Below are 15,635 nucleotides of genomic sequence, written 5' to 3' on the forward strand. Positions count from 1 at the left end.
CAGGGTACGCCCGCCCCCGGAAGTACGCGCCGGACTGTACCGAACTGCGTCGAACCGGTTGCAGAGCCGGGGCTCCGTCCAGCACGATGCTGGATGTGGAGGTCGCCCTGACACCAGCCGGATGATCACGCTCCGTCATGGCCGACCGCTCCGCACCCATGACCATCTCTCCGAGACGGCGCTCATCCCCCGGCGCCGTCACCCAGCACCGGCGCCGCCCTGACGCCGTGTGCTGAACGACAAAGGGCCCCGTTCCCCCGCGGGGCCCTTTGCCCGTTCCGGGCCGGGCGGCCGGGCCGCACGCCCGCCCGCTCAGCGCTTCCCGAAGTCCAGCACCTCGCCGCCCTGCGGCGGCAGGTACCCGGAGGAGGCGGTCAGCTCCAGACCGGCCGGGTCGTACGCCTCCGGGTCCGGCTCCTCCACCCGGGCCGGACGGTCGCGCCCGCCGAGGCGGTCGAGCAGCTCGGGTACGGCCAGCACGCCGAGCGCCACCAGCAGCAGATGGACCGTCAGCAGCGGGAGCAGCCCCATCCCGGCCGCGGACTCGTTGGCGAGCGTGTGCACCTCGGCGCCCCGGCCGTAGGAGGGCATCCGGACGTCCATCGCGTAGCCGGCCCCGGCCACTGCGGTCAGCGCGGTGAAGAGCGGCCAGAGCAGGGCGGCCGCCCGCAGCCGGACGGGCCGCTCCAGCCGGCGCACCGACCAGGTGAGCAGCGCCAGGACGGCCGGCACCAGCAGGACGGCCAGCCGCCAGGACTCCGGCCAGCCCTCCAGGTCGACGAGCGAGACGGTCCGGTCGGTCCAGTTCTGTGCCGCCCCGCTCTCGTCCCGGCCGGAGGACTCCAGGTGGAGCCCTGCCCCGGCACCGAAGCCGAGCAGGGCGAGGCCGAGGTTGGGCAGCGCCAGCAGCCCGGCCAGGGTCGCCTTCCAGGGCGCGACCACCGCGAGCACCACCAGGGCCGCCAGCGCCGACAGACCCACCGTCAGGCCCGCGCCCCGGGCGGCCGCCACCACGGCGGCCCACCAGAGCGGGGCCCGCTCGCGCAGCGCCGGGGCGCCCCGGCCGGTCCAGGCCGCCACCAGTGCGGCCAGCACGGCGGTGCCGAGCAGCGGCCCGGCCTGACCGGCCGTCAGCACGACGTGCTCGGTGTAGTCGCGGGTGCCCTCGCTCGTGGTCCGGATCTGGTCGACCCCGGAGAACAGTGCGAGCAGCCCGCCGGTCAGCACCGCGAGCAGCACCGCACGGACCGCGTGCCGGACCGCCGGCCCGGCCCACCGGCGCAGCCCGAAGCCGAACAGCAGCGCCCAGAGCAGCGTGACGGTCATCGGCAGCACCTGGAGCGTCAGCGCGGTCTCGGTGCCGTAGAGCTCCGTCCGGTTGCTGCTGGCCGAGCTCAGCGGCCCGCCGAAGGCGGTCAGGGCGGCGGCCAGGCCGACGCCGTACCGGGACGCGAAGTCCGCTCCGCCCGGCCCCACCCAGCCCAGGTCGTCCAGGCCGAAGGCGAGCAGCAGCCCGGCGAGCAGCAGCAGGGCGGTCGGCGCGGCCACCACCTTCAGCGCGGGCAGCCAGTCCGGGTCGGCCACCAGGTCGAGCACCCGGCTCCACCGCCGGGGCGCCACCACCCGGCCGCCGCCCCAGGGCCGCGGCCCGTCCTCGGGGCCGCCGGCGTGGCCGCCCTCGAACTCCACCTCGCCGATCGCCGGTCCGGCCGCCGGCTCCGGGCCCGGTCGGACCGCCGTGAAGGCGGCCCCGCAGGCGGCGCAGTGCGCCGCCCCCACCGCCGAGGCCGCCCCGCAGGTCGTGCAGATCGCCATCTCGTCCCCCCTCTTCGAGGGGCGTTTATCCCACCGGCGCTGACGGGGTGTCAACCGGGCTCCGCACACCCGGTTCGCTCACGAGCGCTTCTTCGGCACCTCCGGCACCGGCAGCAGCAGCTCGCCGAAGGCGCCCTTGGGCACCGCGGGCGCGGCGGGGGCCACCGCGGCCACCCGGCGGTACGCCTCGCCCTGCTCCGGGCGGGGGTCGGCCTCGCCCTTGTTCGGCCACATCGACATGGCCCGCTCGGCCTGCGCGGTGATGGTGAGCGAGGGGTTGACCCCGAGGTTGGCGGAGACCGCCGAGCCGTCGACCACGCTGATCCCGGGGTGGCCGAAGAGCCGGTGGTACGGGTCCACCACGCCGTCCTCGGGCCGGTCAGAGATCGGGCAGCCGCCGAGGAAGTGCGCCGTCATCGGGATGTCGAAGATCTCGCCGACCGAGCTCCCGGCGAAGCCGTTGATCGAGGCGGCCAGCGCGTTGGCGCCCTGCTCGGCGGCCGGGATCCAGGTGGGGTTGGGCGCGCCGTGGCCCTGACGGGAGGTCAGCTTGCCCTTGCCGAGGCCGTCCTTCTTCAGCGAGACGGTGATCGAGTTGTCCAGCGACTGCATCACCAGGCCGATGATGGTCTTCTCGGACCAGCGGTGCTGGTTCATCGAGAGCGCGAAGATCCACGGGTGCCGGGCGGCGGTGACCGCGTAGCGCAGCCAGCGCGGGCCGCGCCCGGCGCCGCTGACCTGCTGCACCGAGAGGGCACCCATCGCGTTGGAGCCCTTGCCGTAGCGGACCGGCTCGATGTGGGTGTTGGCGTCCGGGTGGATGGAGGAGGTGATCGCCACCCCCTTGGTGAAGTCCACGCGCTCGCCGTAGCGCCGGTCGGTGGTCGAAGCCCCCACCAGCGCCTCGGAGTTGGTCCGGGTCAGCTCGCCCAGCTTGGCCGAGAGGCCGGGCAGGAAGCCCCGGTCGCGCATCCGGTGCAGCAGGTTCTGGGTGCCGTACGTCCCGGCCGCCACCACCACCCGGGCGGCGGTGATGGTCCGGGCCCCGGCCGCGACCCGGTCCTTGGACCGGGAGTTGGTGCGCCGGACGTCCACCGCGAAGCCCTCGCCGTGCGGCCGCAGCCGCTCCACGGTGGTGAGCGGGTGGATCTCGGCGCCGTTGCGCTCGGCCAGGTAGAGGTAGTTCTCGGTGAGCATGTTCTTGGCGCCGTGCCGGCAGCCGGTCATGCACTCCCCGCACTCGGTGCAGGCCCGCCGCCGGGGCCCTGCCCCGCCGAAGTACGGGTCCTCGACCTCGGCCCCGGGGGCGGCCTTCGCCTCCCCCTCGCCGTCCTTGCCGTCGCCGAAGAAGACGCCGACCGGGGCCATGTGGAAGGTGTCCGCGACGCCCATCCGCTCGGCGGCGTCCTTGAGGTGGACGTCGGAGGGGGTCATGGTGGGGTTCTCGCGGACCCCGAGCATCCGCTTGGCCTGGTCGTAGAAGGGCGCCAACTCCTCCTGCCAGTCGGTGATGTGGGCCCACTGACGGTCCCGGAAGAACGGCTCCGGCGGCACGTACAGGGTGTTGGCGTAGTTCAGCGAGCCGCCGCCGACCCCGGCGCCGGCCAGGATCAGCACGTTGGCCAGCAGGTGGATCCGCTGGATGCCGTAGAGCCCGAGCGCGGGGGCCCAGAGGTAGTTCCTGGTGTCCCAGGAGGTCTTCGGCAGCTCGTCCCGGCCGAACCGCCGGCCGGCCTCCAGCACCGCGACCTTGTAGCCCTTCTCGGTCAGCCGCAGCGCCGAGACCGACCCGCCGAAGCCCGACCCGACCACGACCACGTCGTAGTCGAAACCACCATCCGTCATGAGACCCACAACTCCCGGGAAGCGAGCACCAGTTGCTTACTTGAAGCGGAGCGCCTTCAGCGCCTTCAGGCTGGAGGTGAACAGCGCGGCGAACTTCTCGTCGCTGAGCCCGAAGGACGGGCCGAGCGGCATCACCCGCTGGGTGGAGATGGTCTGCGCCTCGGTGTAGCGCAGGATGCCGTCCGAGCCGTGCCGGCGGCCCAGGCCGGAGTCGCCCATGCCGCCCATCGGCGCGGAGACCGAGCCGTAGGCGGCGGCGTACGCCTCGTTCACGTTGACGGTGCCGGTGTGCAGCCGGGCCGCGACCGCCCGGCCGCGCCGGGCGTCCCTGGTCCAGACGCTGGAGTTCAGGCCGTACGGCGTGGAGTTGGCGGCCTCGACCGCCTCGTCCTCGGTGTCGAAGCGGTAGACCGAGACCACCGGGCCGAAGGTCTCCTCCGCGCAGACCGCCATCTCCCGGGTGACCCCGTCCAGCACGGTCGGCTCGTAGAACAGCGGGCCGAGGTCGGGGCGGGCCTGACCGCCGGTCAGCACCGTGGCGCCGGCCTTGACGGCCTCCTCCACGTGCCGGGTGACGACCTCCAGCTGGCGCTCGGAGACCAGCGAGCCCATGTCGGCGCCGTAGGCCAGGCCACCGCCGAGGCGCAGCGCGGCCGTCCGGGCGGTGAAGCGGGCGAGGAACTCCTCGGCCACCGCGCGGTGCACGTAGAGCCGCTCGATGGAGATGCAGAGCTGCCCGGCGGAGGAGAAGCAGGCCCGTACGGCGCCCTCGGCCGCCTTGTCCAGGTCGGCGTCCTCCAGCACCAGCAGGGCGTTCTTGCCGCCGAGTTCGAGCGAGGCGCCGATCAGCCGGGCGGCGGCCCGCTGGGCCACGTCGCGGCCGGTGCGGGTGGAGCCGGTGAAGGAGACGTAGTCGGCGTGCGCGACCACCTCGGGGCCGACCACCGGGCCGTCGCCGATGACGATCTGCCAGAGGTCGGCGGGCAGCCCGGCCTCGATCAGCAGCTCACGGGCCCACAGGGCGGTCAGCGCGGTCTGGGTGTCCGGCTTGTTGACCACCGCGTTGCCGGCCGCGAAGGCGGGCAGCGCGTCGCCGACGGAGAGCTCCAGCGGGTAGTTCCACGGCGAGATCTGGCCGACCACGCCCTTGGGGCGGCGGGCCTCCACGGTGTGGGTGAGCACCGGCACGGCCCCGCCGCGACGGCGGTCGCGCAGGTACGAGGCGGTCTTGCGGCCGTAGTGACGGGCGGCCAGCGCGGCGGCCAGCACCTCCTCGAAGGCGTGCAGCCTGGCCTTGCCGGTCTCCGCCTGGATGAGGTCGAGCACCTCGTCCTGGCGCTTCAGCAGCAGGTCGTGGAAGCGCAGCAGCACGCCCTGCCGGTGCCGCACCGGCAGCGCGGCCCAGGTCTTCTGGGCCCGCCGGGCCAGCTGGTAGGCCACCTCGACGTCGGCCGGGGTGGAGCGCGGCAGGGTGGCGAGGCGCTCACCGGTGAGCGGGGCGGTGGTGTGCACCAGGTCGGGCTCGCCGGTGGCGGTGACGCCCTTGGCCAGCCGGGCGACCAGCGCGGCCGGCACCGCCGAGGCGACGGTGCGGGCCGAGCCGGGGGCCGCGGGGTTGCGTCCGGTGGTCTGTCGGGCTGCCGTGGTGTCCGTCATGGGCGCAGCCTAGGGCCTGCGCCCCCGCTTGTGTACCCGCCGGTAACAGAAAACACCCGGAGGGGGTCGGCGTGTCAGGGCGTACCGAAACCGTTGAGCACCGTCGTGTAGAGGCGCTGCCCGTCGGTCCACTCGGCGTCGGGGTACGAGACGTAGATCGCGTACGAGGTGCCCTTGTCGTCCCGGAACTCCACCTCGCGGGCGTGCCGGCGGCCGTCCTTGCCCAGGTAGCTGAACTCCCAGACCGCGCCCTCCTGCCCGTGCACGTCCACCTCGTCGAAGGCGACCCGCTTGTACTCCTTGAGGCTCTTGGAGACCGTGGCCTCCATCTCCTTGAAGTGCGCCATCGGCGTCAGCGGCTGACCGACCGTCACGGCGAACTGGAGGTAGCGGTTGCGCTTGTCCGGCGAGTAGTAGATCTGGTTGTTCTCCACCGTCCGCTCCCAGGTGCCCGTGGTGGGCAGCAGGAAGCGGAAGCCGACCGGGTCGTCGGTCCAGCGGAAGCCCTTGGGCGCCGGCGCACCCGGGGTGACCGGGGCGGTCGGCGCGGCCGTTCCGGACTCGCCGCCGCCCCGGTCCGTGGTCATCGCGTACGTGCCGGCCCCGGCCAGCACCGCCACCAGCACCCCGGCCAGCAGCAGCCGGGGCCAGCGCCGCCTCGGCTCGGGAGCCGCCGCCACCGTCGGCTGCGGCGCCACCGGGACGGTGACCGGCTCGACGGGGGCCGTCTCCGGCTCCACCGTCTCGGCCCGGTCCACCACCGGCACGTTCTGGGTGGGCTGGGCCTGCGGCCGCTCCTGCCCCTGCGGCTTGATCGCCAGGGTGTGCCCGGACCGCACCTCGGCCAGCATCCGCATCGCCTGGTCCGCGTTCGGGCGCTCCGCCGGGTCCTTGGTCATCAGCGCGGCCAGCACCGGCCCCAGCGCCCCGGCCCGGCGGGGCTCCGGCAGCGGGTCGCCGACCACGGCGGCCAGCGTGGTGATCGGCGAGGTCCGGCGGAACGGCGAGTCGCCCTCCACCGCCGCGTACAGCGTCGCGCCCAGCCCCCACAGGTCGGAGGCCGGGCCCGGCCGCTCGCCCTGGGCCCGCTCCGGGGCCAGGTAGTCCGGCGAGCCCACCAGGTCTCCGGGGCGGGTCAGTTCGGTGGAGCCCTCGAAGGTGGCGATGCCGAAGTCCAGCAGCACCACCCGGCCGGTGCCGTGCTCCAGCAGCACGTTCGCCGGCTTCACGTCCCGGTGCAGCACCCCGAGTTGGTGCCCCCGGTGCAGCGCGGCCAGCACCTGGCAGCCGACCTCGGCCGCCTCCCGCGGCGACAGCGTCCCGTCCTGGCTGATCACGTCGGCCAGCGAACGGCCGTCCACCAGCTCCATCACGATCCACGGCCGGCCGTCCTGCTCCAGCACGTCGTGGATGGTGATCACGCCCGGGTGCTTGATCCGGGCGGCCGCGCGGGCCTCCCGCTTCATCCGGGACTGGAGGATCTCCAGGTCCTCCTCCGGAAGGTGGCTGACCGTCAGCTCCTTGACCGCCACCTCGCGGTCCAGCATCTCGTCACTGGCCCGCCAGACGGTCCCCATGCCGCCCCGGCCGAGCCGCTCACCGAGCCGGTATCTCCCCGCCAGCAGCCGCTGGCCGTCCTGCCCGTCCACAGCGACTGCTCCCCCCCGTACCCAGGTGTTCGAATTCCGTACCTGCACAGGTTAGATCAGCCCGCGAACGCGGCCACCGCCGCCACCGCCGCCAGCATCAGCACCAGCACCCCGCCCACCAACAGCGACCCCAGCACCGCGGGCGACACCCTCGACGGCCGCCGCTCCACCGCCCCCGCCCGCCTGCGCTCCACCGGCCCCCGCCGACGGGCCGTCACCACCCCCGGCCGGCGCACGACCGGCAGCACCTCCGCCACCCGGCCCGGGTCGTACGGCTCCGGCGCCCCGACCAGGAACGCGGCCAGCCAGGACCGCAACTGGCCCACCGTCAGCCGCCCGGCCAGCAGCCCGCCGACCACCCCGGCCAACGGCCCGCAGCCGTCCAGCGGCTCGTGCCGCCCGTCCCGCACCGCCGCCAGCAGCTCGCCCAGGTCCCGCTCCGGGTACGGCGCCCGCCCGGTCAGCAGACGGTGCATCAGCACCCCCAGCGCCCAGGCGTCCCCGGCCGCCCCGCCGTACGGCGCCCAGCGCTCCGCCCGCACCCCCCAGCAGCACCGCCCTGGTCTCGTACACCCGGCGCTCCACCACCCCGCCGAGCTCCCGGCAGTACGCCTCCTGCACCGCCCCCAGCAGCAGCCCGCCGAGCATCGCCGCGCCGTCCTCGCAGACCAGCACCGACTCCGGCGCCACGTTCCCGTGCACCACCCCGCCGCGGTGCAGCTCCGCCAGCGCCCGGGCCAGGTCCGCCGCCAGCTCCGCCACCCGGTACGGCGACCACGGACGCTCCGTCAACTCCGCGAGCACGCTCCCCGGCGGAGCCTCCTCCGCCACCCAGAGCCGGCGCCCCTCCACGAAGGCCTCGAAACCGCGCAGCAGCCGCGGCCCGACCGGCGCCCCGGCCAGCTCCCCCGCCACCCGCACCGCCAACCCCTCCCAGGGCTGCGGCCGGTCCCAGTCCTCCTGGTCCAGCACCTCCGGCAGCGCGATCCCCGTCAACCGGACCGGCTCGTCCCCCAGCACCCCCGCCAGGGCACCACCCATCGGACGGCCCGTCACCCGGTACCGCCCACCGACCACATCCCCCGGGGCGTGCATGTGTCCTCCCTCGAACGCCAGCGTACGCGCCCGCACGTCGAACGTGGTGAGGCCAGGGGCGCGAGGAACTGCGCGAGTGCGGAAGGCGGCCCACCGTGAGATCGGGGCAGGCGAGCCAGTTGCACGCGCTGCCGTTCCCCCCGCGCGCAGTTCCCCGCGCCCCCGGCGTGGCCACGAGCCCCGCGCCTATGCTCGTCCCGTACCGGAAGGGGTGTCACCCAGTGGTAGCCGAAGTCGTCGTCGTGGGAAGCGGACCGAACGGCCTCGCCGCCGCCCTCACCCTGGCCCGCGCCGGCCTCCGGGTCGAGGTCCGCGAAGCCGCCGACACCCCCGGCGGGGGCCTGCGCACGGAACCGCTCTTCCGCCCCGACGTCGTCCACGACATCTGTGCGGCGGTCCACCCGATGGCCACCGCCTCCCCCTTCTTCCGCGCCTTCGACCTCCCCGCCCGCGGCGTCGAACTCCTCACCCCGGAGATCAGCTACGCCCACCCCGTCACCCCCACCCGCGCCGCCCTGGCCCACCGCCGCCTCGACGCCACCTGCGAGCACCTCGGCCCCGAGGACGGCCCCCGCTGGCGCGCCCTGATGGAGCCCCTGCTGAGGCACAGTCAGGGCCTGGTCGACTTCGTGATGTCCGGCCAGCGCACCTTCCCCGCCGACCTGGCCGCCCCGCTCCTGCTGGCCCGCGGCCTGCTCGCCCACGGCACCCCGCTCGCGGCCCACCGGTTCCGCCGCCCCGAGGCCGCCGCCCTGCTCTCGGGCGTGGCCGCCCACGTGGTCGGTCCGATGCCCACGCCGTCCTCCGCCTCCGTCGCCCTGCTGCTCGGCCACCTCGCCCACACCGCGGGCGGCTGGCCGGTGCCCCGCGGCGGCAGCGCCCGCATCGCCGCGGCGATGACCGACGACCTCACCGCACACGGCGGCACCGTCACCACCGGGGCCCGCCTGGACGACCTGCGCGAACTCCGGGGCGCCCGCGCCGTCCTGCTCGACCTCGGCCCCAAGGAGTTCCTCCGCGTGGCCGGCCCGCTGATGCCCCCCGCCTACCGCCGCGCCCTCACCCGGTTCCGCCACGGCCCCGGCGCCGCCAAGGTGGACTTCCTCGTCAACGGCCCGGTCCCGTGGGCCGATCCGCTGGTCGGCCGGGCCGGCACCGTCCACCTGGGCGGCACCCAGCAGCAGGTCTTCGCGCAGGAGAGCCTGGTCGCCAAGGGGTTCCCCGGTGACGCCCCGTTCGTCCTCGTGGTGGACCCGTCGGCCGCCGACCGCTCCCGGGTCGCCGCCGACGGCCACCGCCCGCTCTGGGCCTACGCCCACGTCCCGCACGGCGACCGCACCGACCCGGCCGACGCGGTCACCGCCCGGATCGAGCAGTACGCCCCCGGTTTCGCGGAGACGGTGGTGGACCGCCGCTCGGTCAGCGCCGCCGCCCTGGAGGCGTACAACCCCAACTACGTCGGCGGCGACATCGCGGCGGGCGCCATGACCCTCCGTCAGGCCCTGTTCCGCCCCGTCCCCGCCTGGGACCCGCACCGCACCCCGTTCAAGGGCGTCTACCTCTGCTCGGCCTCCACCCCGCCGGGGCCCGGCGTGCACGGCATGTCCGGCTACCTGGCGGCCCGCTCGGCGCTGCGCCGCGAGTTCGGCGTCCGCACCGCGCCCGGGCTCTCACCCGCCCGCTGACGCCCGCTCAGGGAGCGGGCTGGAAGGAGTCGAACGAGGCCTGACGGGCCTGCACCTGCTCCGGCGAGTTCCAGACCGCGTCCGGGGCGATCCAGTAGATCGCGTAGCCGTACTTCCCGGTCACGAAGCCCCGGTTGAGCGCGTGCATGCGGACGCCGTCCTTGTCGTACGTCCACTCCCAGTCCGCCGAGTTGGTCCAGCCGCGGAAGGGCGCCGGACGGGTGCCGAGGCTCTGGTACCCGCGGAAGTTCGCCGGGCCCGCGGCGTCCGCCTCCTCCCAGTCCTTCAGCGCGCTCGGCCCGGGCGTGGTCGTCCAGTCGATGATCAGGCTGACGCCGTTGCCCCGGTACGCCTGCTGGGTCTTGCTCGCCGGCTGCGGCTTGAGCGCGTCCGGCACCGACACCGCGAAGCCCTGCGTGCCCCGCTGGCTCTGGTACCCGGCCGGGGCCGCCGGCGGCGTCTGCGCGGCCGGGGTCTGGCCCGGCTGCGTCTGCGTCTGGGTCTGCGTCGCGGTGGCCGTCACCGTGGCCGTGGCCGTCACGGTCGAGGTCGGCGCCGGGCTCTGCTGCTGGTCCTGCCCCTGGGCGGGCGGCGTCGGCGAGGGCGTCACCTGCCCGCTGCCCACCGGGGCCGCCGCTCCGGTCGGCTTCCCCTCGTCCCCGTCCCCCTTCGGCCAGAGCACCGCCCCGACCACCAGCGCCACCACCAGCGCGACGGCCGCCGCGACCAGCAGCCACCGCCTGCGCGCCGCGTCCCCTCCCGCCGGGGCCACCGGGGCCCCCGGGGCCGCCGACGGGACGGCCGCCGCGGCCACCACCGTGGTGGCCTCGGCCCGGGTGGTGGCCTCGGCCGCCACCCGGCGCAGCATGGCCCGGGCCCGGCCGGCGTCCATCCGGGTGGCCGGGTCCTTTTCCAGCAGCCCCTCGATCACCGGCCGCAGCAGCGGCCCGGCGTTCACCGGAGGCTCCAGGTCCTCGGTCATCACCGCCGTCAGGGTGGCCAGCGCCGAACCCCGGTCGTACGGCGGCTTGCCCTCGGTCATCGCGTACAGCGTGCCGCCCAGCGACCAGAGGTCGGCCGGCGGCCCGGGCTTCTGCCCCTTGGCCCGCTCCGGGGATATGTACGAGGGGGCCCCGACCAGCATCCCGGTCGAGGTGATCGAGGTGTCACCCTCGACGCTGGCGATCCCGAAGTCGGTGAGCACCACCCGGCCGTCGTCGTCGACCAGCACGTTGGAGGGCTTCACGTCCCGGTGCAGGATGCCCAACTCGTGCGCCTCGCACAGGACCCCGAGCACCTCCAGGGCGATCTCGGCGGCCCGGGCCGGAGCCAGCGGCCCGTCCTCCTTGATCACCTCGGCCAGCGAACGGCCGCCGACCAGCTCCATCACGATCCACGGCCGGCCGTCCTCCTCGACCACGTCGAAGACGGTCACCGCCGCCGCGTGCCGGATCCGCGCGGTGGCCTTGGCCTCCCGCAGCGTACGGGCGATCAGCCGGTGGCGGTCGGCCTCGTCCACGCCCTCCTGCATCCGCAGTTCCTTGACCGCGACCACCCGGCCGAGCATCTCGTCCTCGGCCCGCCAGACCGTCCCCATGCCGCCGCGGCCGAGCACACCGGTCAACCGGTACCGCCGCCCCAGCAGACGTCCGTCGGTCTCGGTCATCGATGTCCCCCAGCGTCCGGCAGCCAAGCCCCCATCATCTCGCGTCCACCCGACTCCCTGTCAGCCACCCCCGGCCACAACCGCGTTCGTACCCGACCCGTGGCCGGAAACCGCCGTTCCGCTCCGGCCACGCACTGCCGCCGTCCGCGGTCGTTCACACCACCACCCCGGGAGAGGCACACCCTGATCACCGCCCCGGCCCGGCCGGTGCTCCCGTCCCGGCTCCGACTCCACCCGGTGGCTCGCCACGGGCAAGCGGAAGGCCCCCGCTCCGAAGGGAGCGGGGGCCTTCCGTCTTGACGGACCGTCAGCGCTGGGCCGGGTTGACCGTCACCTCGACGCGCTGGAACTCCTTGAGCTCCGAGTACCCGGTGGTGGCCATCGCCCGGCGCAGCGCACCGAACAGGTTCATGGTGCCGTCCGGGGTGTGCGACGGGCCGGAGAGGATCTCCGCCGTGGTGCCCACGGTGCCCAGGTCGACGCGCTTGCCGCGCGGCAGCTCCTCGTGCACCGCCTCCATGCCCCAGTGGAAGCCCTTGCCCGGGGCGTCGGTGGCCCGCGCCAGCGCCGCACCGATCATCACCGCGTCGGCGCCGCAGGCGATCGCCTTCGCCAGGTCGCCGCTGTAGCCCACGCCACCGTCGGCGATCACGTGCACGTACCGGCCGCCCGACTCGTCCATGTAGTCACGGCGGGCCGCCGCCACGTCCGCCACCGCGGTCGCCATCGGCACCTGGATGCCCAGCACGTTCCGGGTGGTGTGCGCGGCGCCGCCGCCGAAGCCCACCAGCACGCCGGCCGCGCCGGTCCGCATCAGGTGCAGCGCGGCGGTGTAGGTGGCGCAGCCACCGACGATCACCGGCACGTCCAGCTCGTAGATGAACTGCTTCAGGTTCAGCGGCTCGGCCGCACCCGAGACGTGCTCCGCCGAGACGGTCGTCCCACGGATCACGAACACGTCCACGCCCGCGTCCACCACGGCCTTGGAGAACTCGGCGGTCCGCTGCGGCGACAGCGCCGCGGCGGTCACCACGCCCGAGTCACGGACCTGCTTGATCCGCTCCTTGATCAGCTCCGCCTTGATCGGCTCCGCGTAGACCTCCTGGAGCCGACGGGTCGCCGCGGCCTCGTCGGTGATCGTCGCGATCTCGTCCAGCAGCGGCTGCGGGTCCTCGTACCGGGTCCACAGACCCTCCAGGTTCAGCACCCCGAGACCACCCAGCTCACCGATGGCGATCGCCTGCGCGGGCGAGACCACGCTGTCCATCGGCGCCGCCAGGAACGGCAGCTCGAACCGGTAGGCGTCGATCTGCCAAGCGATCGAGACCTCCTTCGGGTCCCGCGTACGACGGCTGGGGACGACGGCGATGTCGTCGAAGGAGTACGCCCGCCGGCCGCGCTTGCCTCGCCCGATCTCGATCTCAGTCACTTCGAGCCCTTCCTGCACATGCTTTGCTGGTCGCCCCAGTATCCCGCACCGCGCCGCGCGGGCGCGCAAGTGTCCGCCGGGGCGGACGCCGAGGGGCGCGAGACTCTGCTCGATATGCGGGCGCACCCGGCAGGGCACACGCCAAGGGGCGCGAGGAACTGCGCGAGTCGGAAGGCAACCCACCTGCAACCCGGGCTCCGAGAGCCAGTTGCCGGTGCTGCCGTTCCCCTGCGCGCAGTTCCCCGCGCCCCTGGGCGCGCGTCAGCGTCAGCGGTCAGTCTCAGCGGCCGTGGTAGTTCGGCGCCTCGACGGTCATCTGGATGTCGTGCGGGTGGCTCTCCTTGAGGCCCGCCGAGGTGATCCGGACGAAGCGGCCCTTGGACTCCATCTCGGCGACGGTGGCCGCGCCGACGTAGCCCATGGTCTGCCGCAGACCGCCGACCAGCTGGAACAGCACGGCGGAGAGCGGCCCGCGGTACGGCACCTGACCCTCGATGCCCTCGGCGATCAGCTTCTCGTCCGAGGACACGTCGGCCTGGAAGTAGCGGTCCTTGGAGAAGGACTTCGCCTGGCCGCGCGACTGCATCGCACCCAGCGAGCCCATGCCGCGGTACGACTTGAACTGCTTGCCGTTGATGAAGAGCAGCTCGCCCGGCGACTCCTCGCAGCCGGCCAGCAGCGAGCCGAGCATCACGGTGTCGGCACCGGCGGCCAGCGCCTTGCCGATGTCGCCGGAGTACTGCAGGCCGCCGTCACCGATCACCGGCACCCCGGCCGCCTGACAGGCCAGCGCCGCCTCGTAGATCGCCGTCACCTGCGGCACGCCGATGCCGGCCACCACGCGGGTGGTGCAGATCGAGCCCGGCCCGACGCCGACCTTGACGCCGTCCACGCCCGCGTCGATCAGCGCCTGGGCGCCGTCCCGGGTGGCGACGTTGCCGCCGACCACGTCGACGCCCACCGCCGACTTGATCTTCGAGATCCAGGACAGCGCGTTGTGGCTGTGCCCGTGCGAGGTGTCGACCACCAGGAAGTCCACGCCCGCGCCGACCAGCGCCTGCGCCCGGTCGAAGGCCTCGGCCGAGGCGCCGACGGCCGCGCCGACCAGCAGCCGGCCCTCGGCGTCCTTGGCGGCGTTCGGGTACTGCTCGGCCTTGACGAAGTCCTTGACCGTGATCAGGCCCTTGATCCGGCCCTCGTCGTCGACCAGCGGCAGCTTCTCGATCTTGTGGCGGCGGAGCAGCGCCATCGCGTCCGTCCCGCTGATGCCGACCTTGCCGGTGATCAGCGGCATCGGGGTCATGATCTCGCGGACCTTGCGGCTGCGGTCCGACTCGAAGGCCATGTCCCGGTTGGTGACGATGCCGAGCAGCTTGCCCGTCTCGTCCGCGATCGGCACGCCGGAGATGCGGAACTTCGCGCAGAGCGCGTCCGCCTCGGCGAGCGTGGTCTCCGGGCCGACCGTGATCGGGTCGGTGACCATGCCGGACTCGGAGCGCTTCACCAGGTCGACCTGGTTCACCTGGTCCTCGACCGAGAGGTTGCGGTGCAGCACGCCGACGCCGCCCTGGCGGGCCATCGCGATCGCCATCCGGGACTCGGTGACCTTGTCCATCGCGGCGGAGAGCAGGGGGATGTTCACCCGGACGTTGCGGGAGACGCGGGAGGAGGTGTCCACCTGGTTCGGCATCACCTCGGAGGCCCCGGGCAGCAGCAGGACGTCGTCGTAGGTGAGTCCGAGCATCGCGAACTTCTCGGGTACGCCTGCGGCGTTGTAGGACATGAGTGGGGACCTTCCATGGCGGCCGTCGTCTGATCCCGCGCTCCCCGCTGAGGGTCCGGGGGAGCACGCTGCTCTCGAACCGGCACTAGCTCAGGACCGCCAAGCACACCCGAGGTCTTGGAGGAACCTCCGAGGGAACCTCGCCCACACCCGCGAAACTTTGGCGACCTGCCCAGGCGCCGATACCCCATGGTACTGGCAACCCGTATGCCGAACTCGCGCCCCCTTGACAACACCGCCCGGGCCGAATCCCTTCCGGCAGCCGCTACGAGCTCTCCTCGGCCAGCTCGGCCAACGCCCGCAGCCGGCTGAGCGCCCGGTGCTGCGCCACCCGGACGGCGCCCGGCGACATCCCGAGCACCTCCCCGGTCTCCTCCGCCGAGAGCCCGGCGGCGACCCGCAGCAGCACCAGCTCGCGCTGGCGGGCCGGCAGATTGGAGAGCAGCTCCTTGGCCCAGGCCGCGTCGCTGCTGAGCAGCGCCCGCTCCTCGGGGCCCAGCGCGTCGTCCGGCAGCTCCGGCAGGTCGTCCGGCGGGATCACCGTCGACCCGGGGCCGCGCATCGCGGCCCGCTGGAGGTCGGCCACCTTGTGCGCGGCGATCCCGTAGACGAAGGCCTCGAAGGGACGCCCCTCGTCCTTGTACCGGGGGAGCGCGCAGAGCACCGCGACGCAGACCTCCTGGGCCACGTCGTCCACGTGGTGCCGGGCCCCGCCGGGAAGCCGGAGCAGCCTGCCCCGGCAGTAGCGGAGCGCCAGCGGGTGGACGTACGCCAGCAGGGCCTCGATGGCCGGGCCCTCGCCGCGGACCGCCGCGGCGACCAGTTCGCCCAGCTCGACCGCCGACGCCGCGACGGCCGGTGCCTCGGCCGGGGCGCCGGGTGGGCCACCGGCCGGAGGAGCGTCGTCGTCGCGCATCGGTCCATGGTGCCTGGTCGGCACGGAAAACGCGGCACCGCCTCCGGAGTTGTGCATCGGAACGTTATGCGTCTCCCCCACCGCCCCCGCCTCCGC

The 15,635-nt window shown here is 74.2% G+C and carries 10 protein-coding genes; 1 reads left to right on the forward strand and 9 read right to left on the reverse strand.

The window, feature by feature from the left end:
- Positions 1 to 312: 312 nt before the first annotated feature.
- From ABD946_RS21980 to ABD946_RS22000, 5 genes are all read right to left on the reverse strand, one after another.
- Positions 313 to 1,815, reverse strand: a complete 1,503-nt coding sequence (locus tag ABD946_RS21980; protein WP_345286139.1) for a hypothetical protein — start codon at positions 1,813 to 1,815, stop codon at positions 313 to 315.
- Between the two features lie 78 nt (positions 1,816 to 1,893).
- Positions 1,894 to 3,660 (reverse strand): GMC oxidoreductase, encoded by a 1,767-nt coding sequence (locus tag ABD946_RS21985; protein ID WP_345286141.1) that lies wholly within the window; start codon positions 3,658 to 3,660, stop codon positions 1,894 to 1,896.
- Positions 3,661 to 3,696: 36 nt separating this feature from the next.
- Complete coding sequence (locus tag ABD946_RS21990) at positions 3,697 to 5,316, reverse strand: succinic semialdehyde dehydrogenase (RefSeq protein ID WP_345286143.1); 1,620 nt, start codon at positions 5,314 to 5,316, stop codon at positions 3,697 to 3,699.
- Positions 5,317 to 5,390: 74 nt separating this feature from the next.
- Positions 5,391 to 6,941, reverse strand: coding sequence for a serine/threonine-protein kinase (locus ABD946_RS21995; protein ID WP_425558679.1), 1,551 nt, complete (start codon positions 6,939 to 6,941; stop codon positions 5,391 to 5,393).
- An 80-nt stretch (positions 6,942 to 7,021) separates the two neighbouring features.
- The gene (locus tag ABD946_RS22000) at positions 7,022 to 7,507 is read right to left on the reverse strand and encodes a protein kinase family protein (RefSeq protein ID WP_345286147.1); all 486 of its coding nucleotides are present in this window, start codon (positions 7,505 to 7,507) and stop codon (positions 7,022 to 7,024) included.
- 795 nt (positions 7,508 to 8,302) lie between these two features.
- Between ABD946_RS22000 and ABD946_RS22005 the strand changes: the two genes are divergently transcribed.
- The gene (locus ABD946_RS22005; RefSeq protein ID WP_345286149.1) at positions 8,303 to 9,745 is read left to right on the forward strand and encodes a phytoene desaturase family protein; all 1,443 of its coding nucleotides are present in this window, start codon (positions 8,303 to 8,305) and stop codon (positions 9,743 to 9,745) included.
- Positions 9,746 to 9,752: 7 nt separating this feature from the next.
- On the opposite strand, the gene ABD946_RS22010 is transcribed toward ABD946_RS22005, so the two are convergent.
- The 4 genes from ABD946_RS22010 to shbA form a co-directional block, all read right to left on the reverse strand.
- Complete coding sequence (locus ABD946_RS22010; protein ID WP_345286152.1) at positions 9,753 to 11,411, reverse strand: serine/threonine-protein kinase; 1,659 nt, start codon at positions 11,409 to 11,411, stop codon at positions 9,753 to 9,755.
- 307 nt (positions 11,412 to 11,718) lie between these two features.
- Positions 11,719 to 12,840, reverse strand: a complete 1,122-nt coding sequence (locus ABD946_RS22015; protein WP_345286154.1) for a GuaB3 family IMP dehydrogenase-related protein — start codon at positions 12,838 to 12,840, stop codon at positions 11,719 to 11,721.
- 280 nt (positions 12,841 to 13,120) lie between these two features.
- The gene (gene guaB / locus ABD946_RS22020) at positions 13,121 to 14,623 is read right to left on the reverse strand and encodes an IMP dehydrogenase (RefSeq protein WP_345286156.1); all 1,503 of its coding nucleotides are present in this window, start codon (positions 14,621 to 14,623) and stop codon (positions 13,121 to 13,123) included.
- Positions 14,624 to 14,888: 265 nt separating this feature from the next.
- On the reverse strand, positions 14,889 to 15,539 hold the full coding sequence (gene shbA / locus ABD946_RS22025; RefSeq protein ID WP_345286158.1) for an RNA polymerase sigma factor ShbA: 651 nt from the start codon (positions 15,537 to 15,539) through the stop codon (positions 14,889 to 14,891).
- Between the last annotated feature and the right edge of the window lie 96 nt (positions 15,540 to 15,635).

Origin of the sequence: Kitasatospora albolonga (assembly GCF_039535905.1) — a bacterium.
In the GTDB taxonomy this organism is placed as follows: Bacteria; Actinomycetota; Actinomycetes; order Streptomycetales; family Streptomycetaceae; genus Kitasatospora; species Kitasatospora albolonga.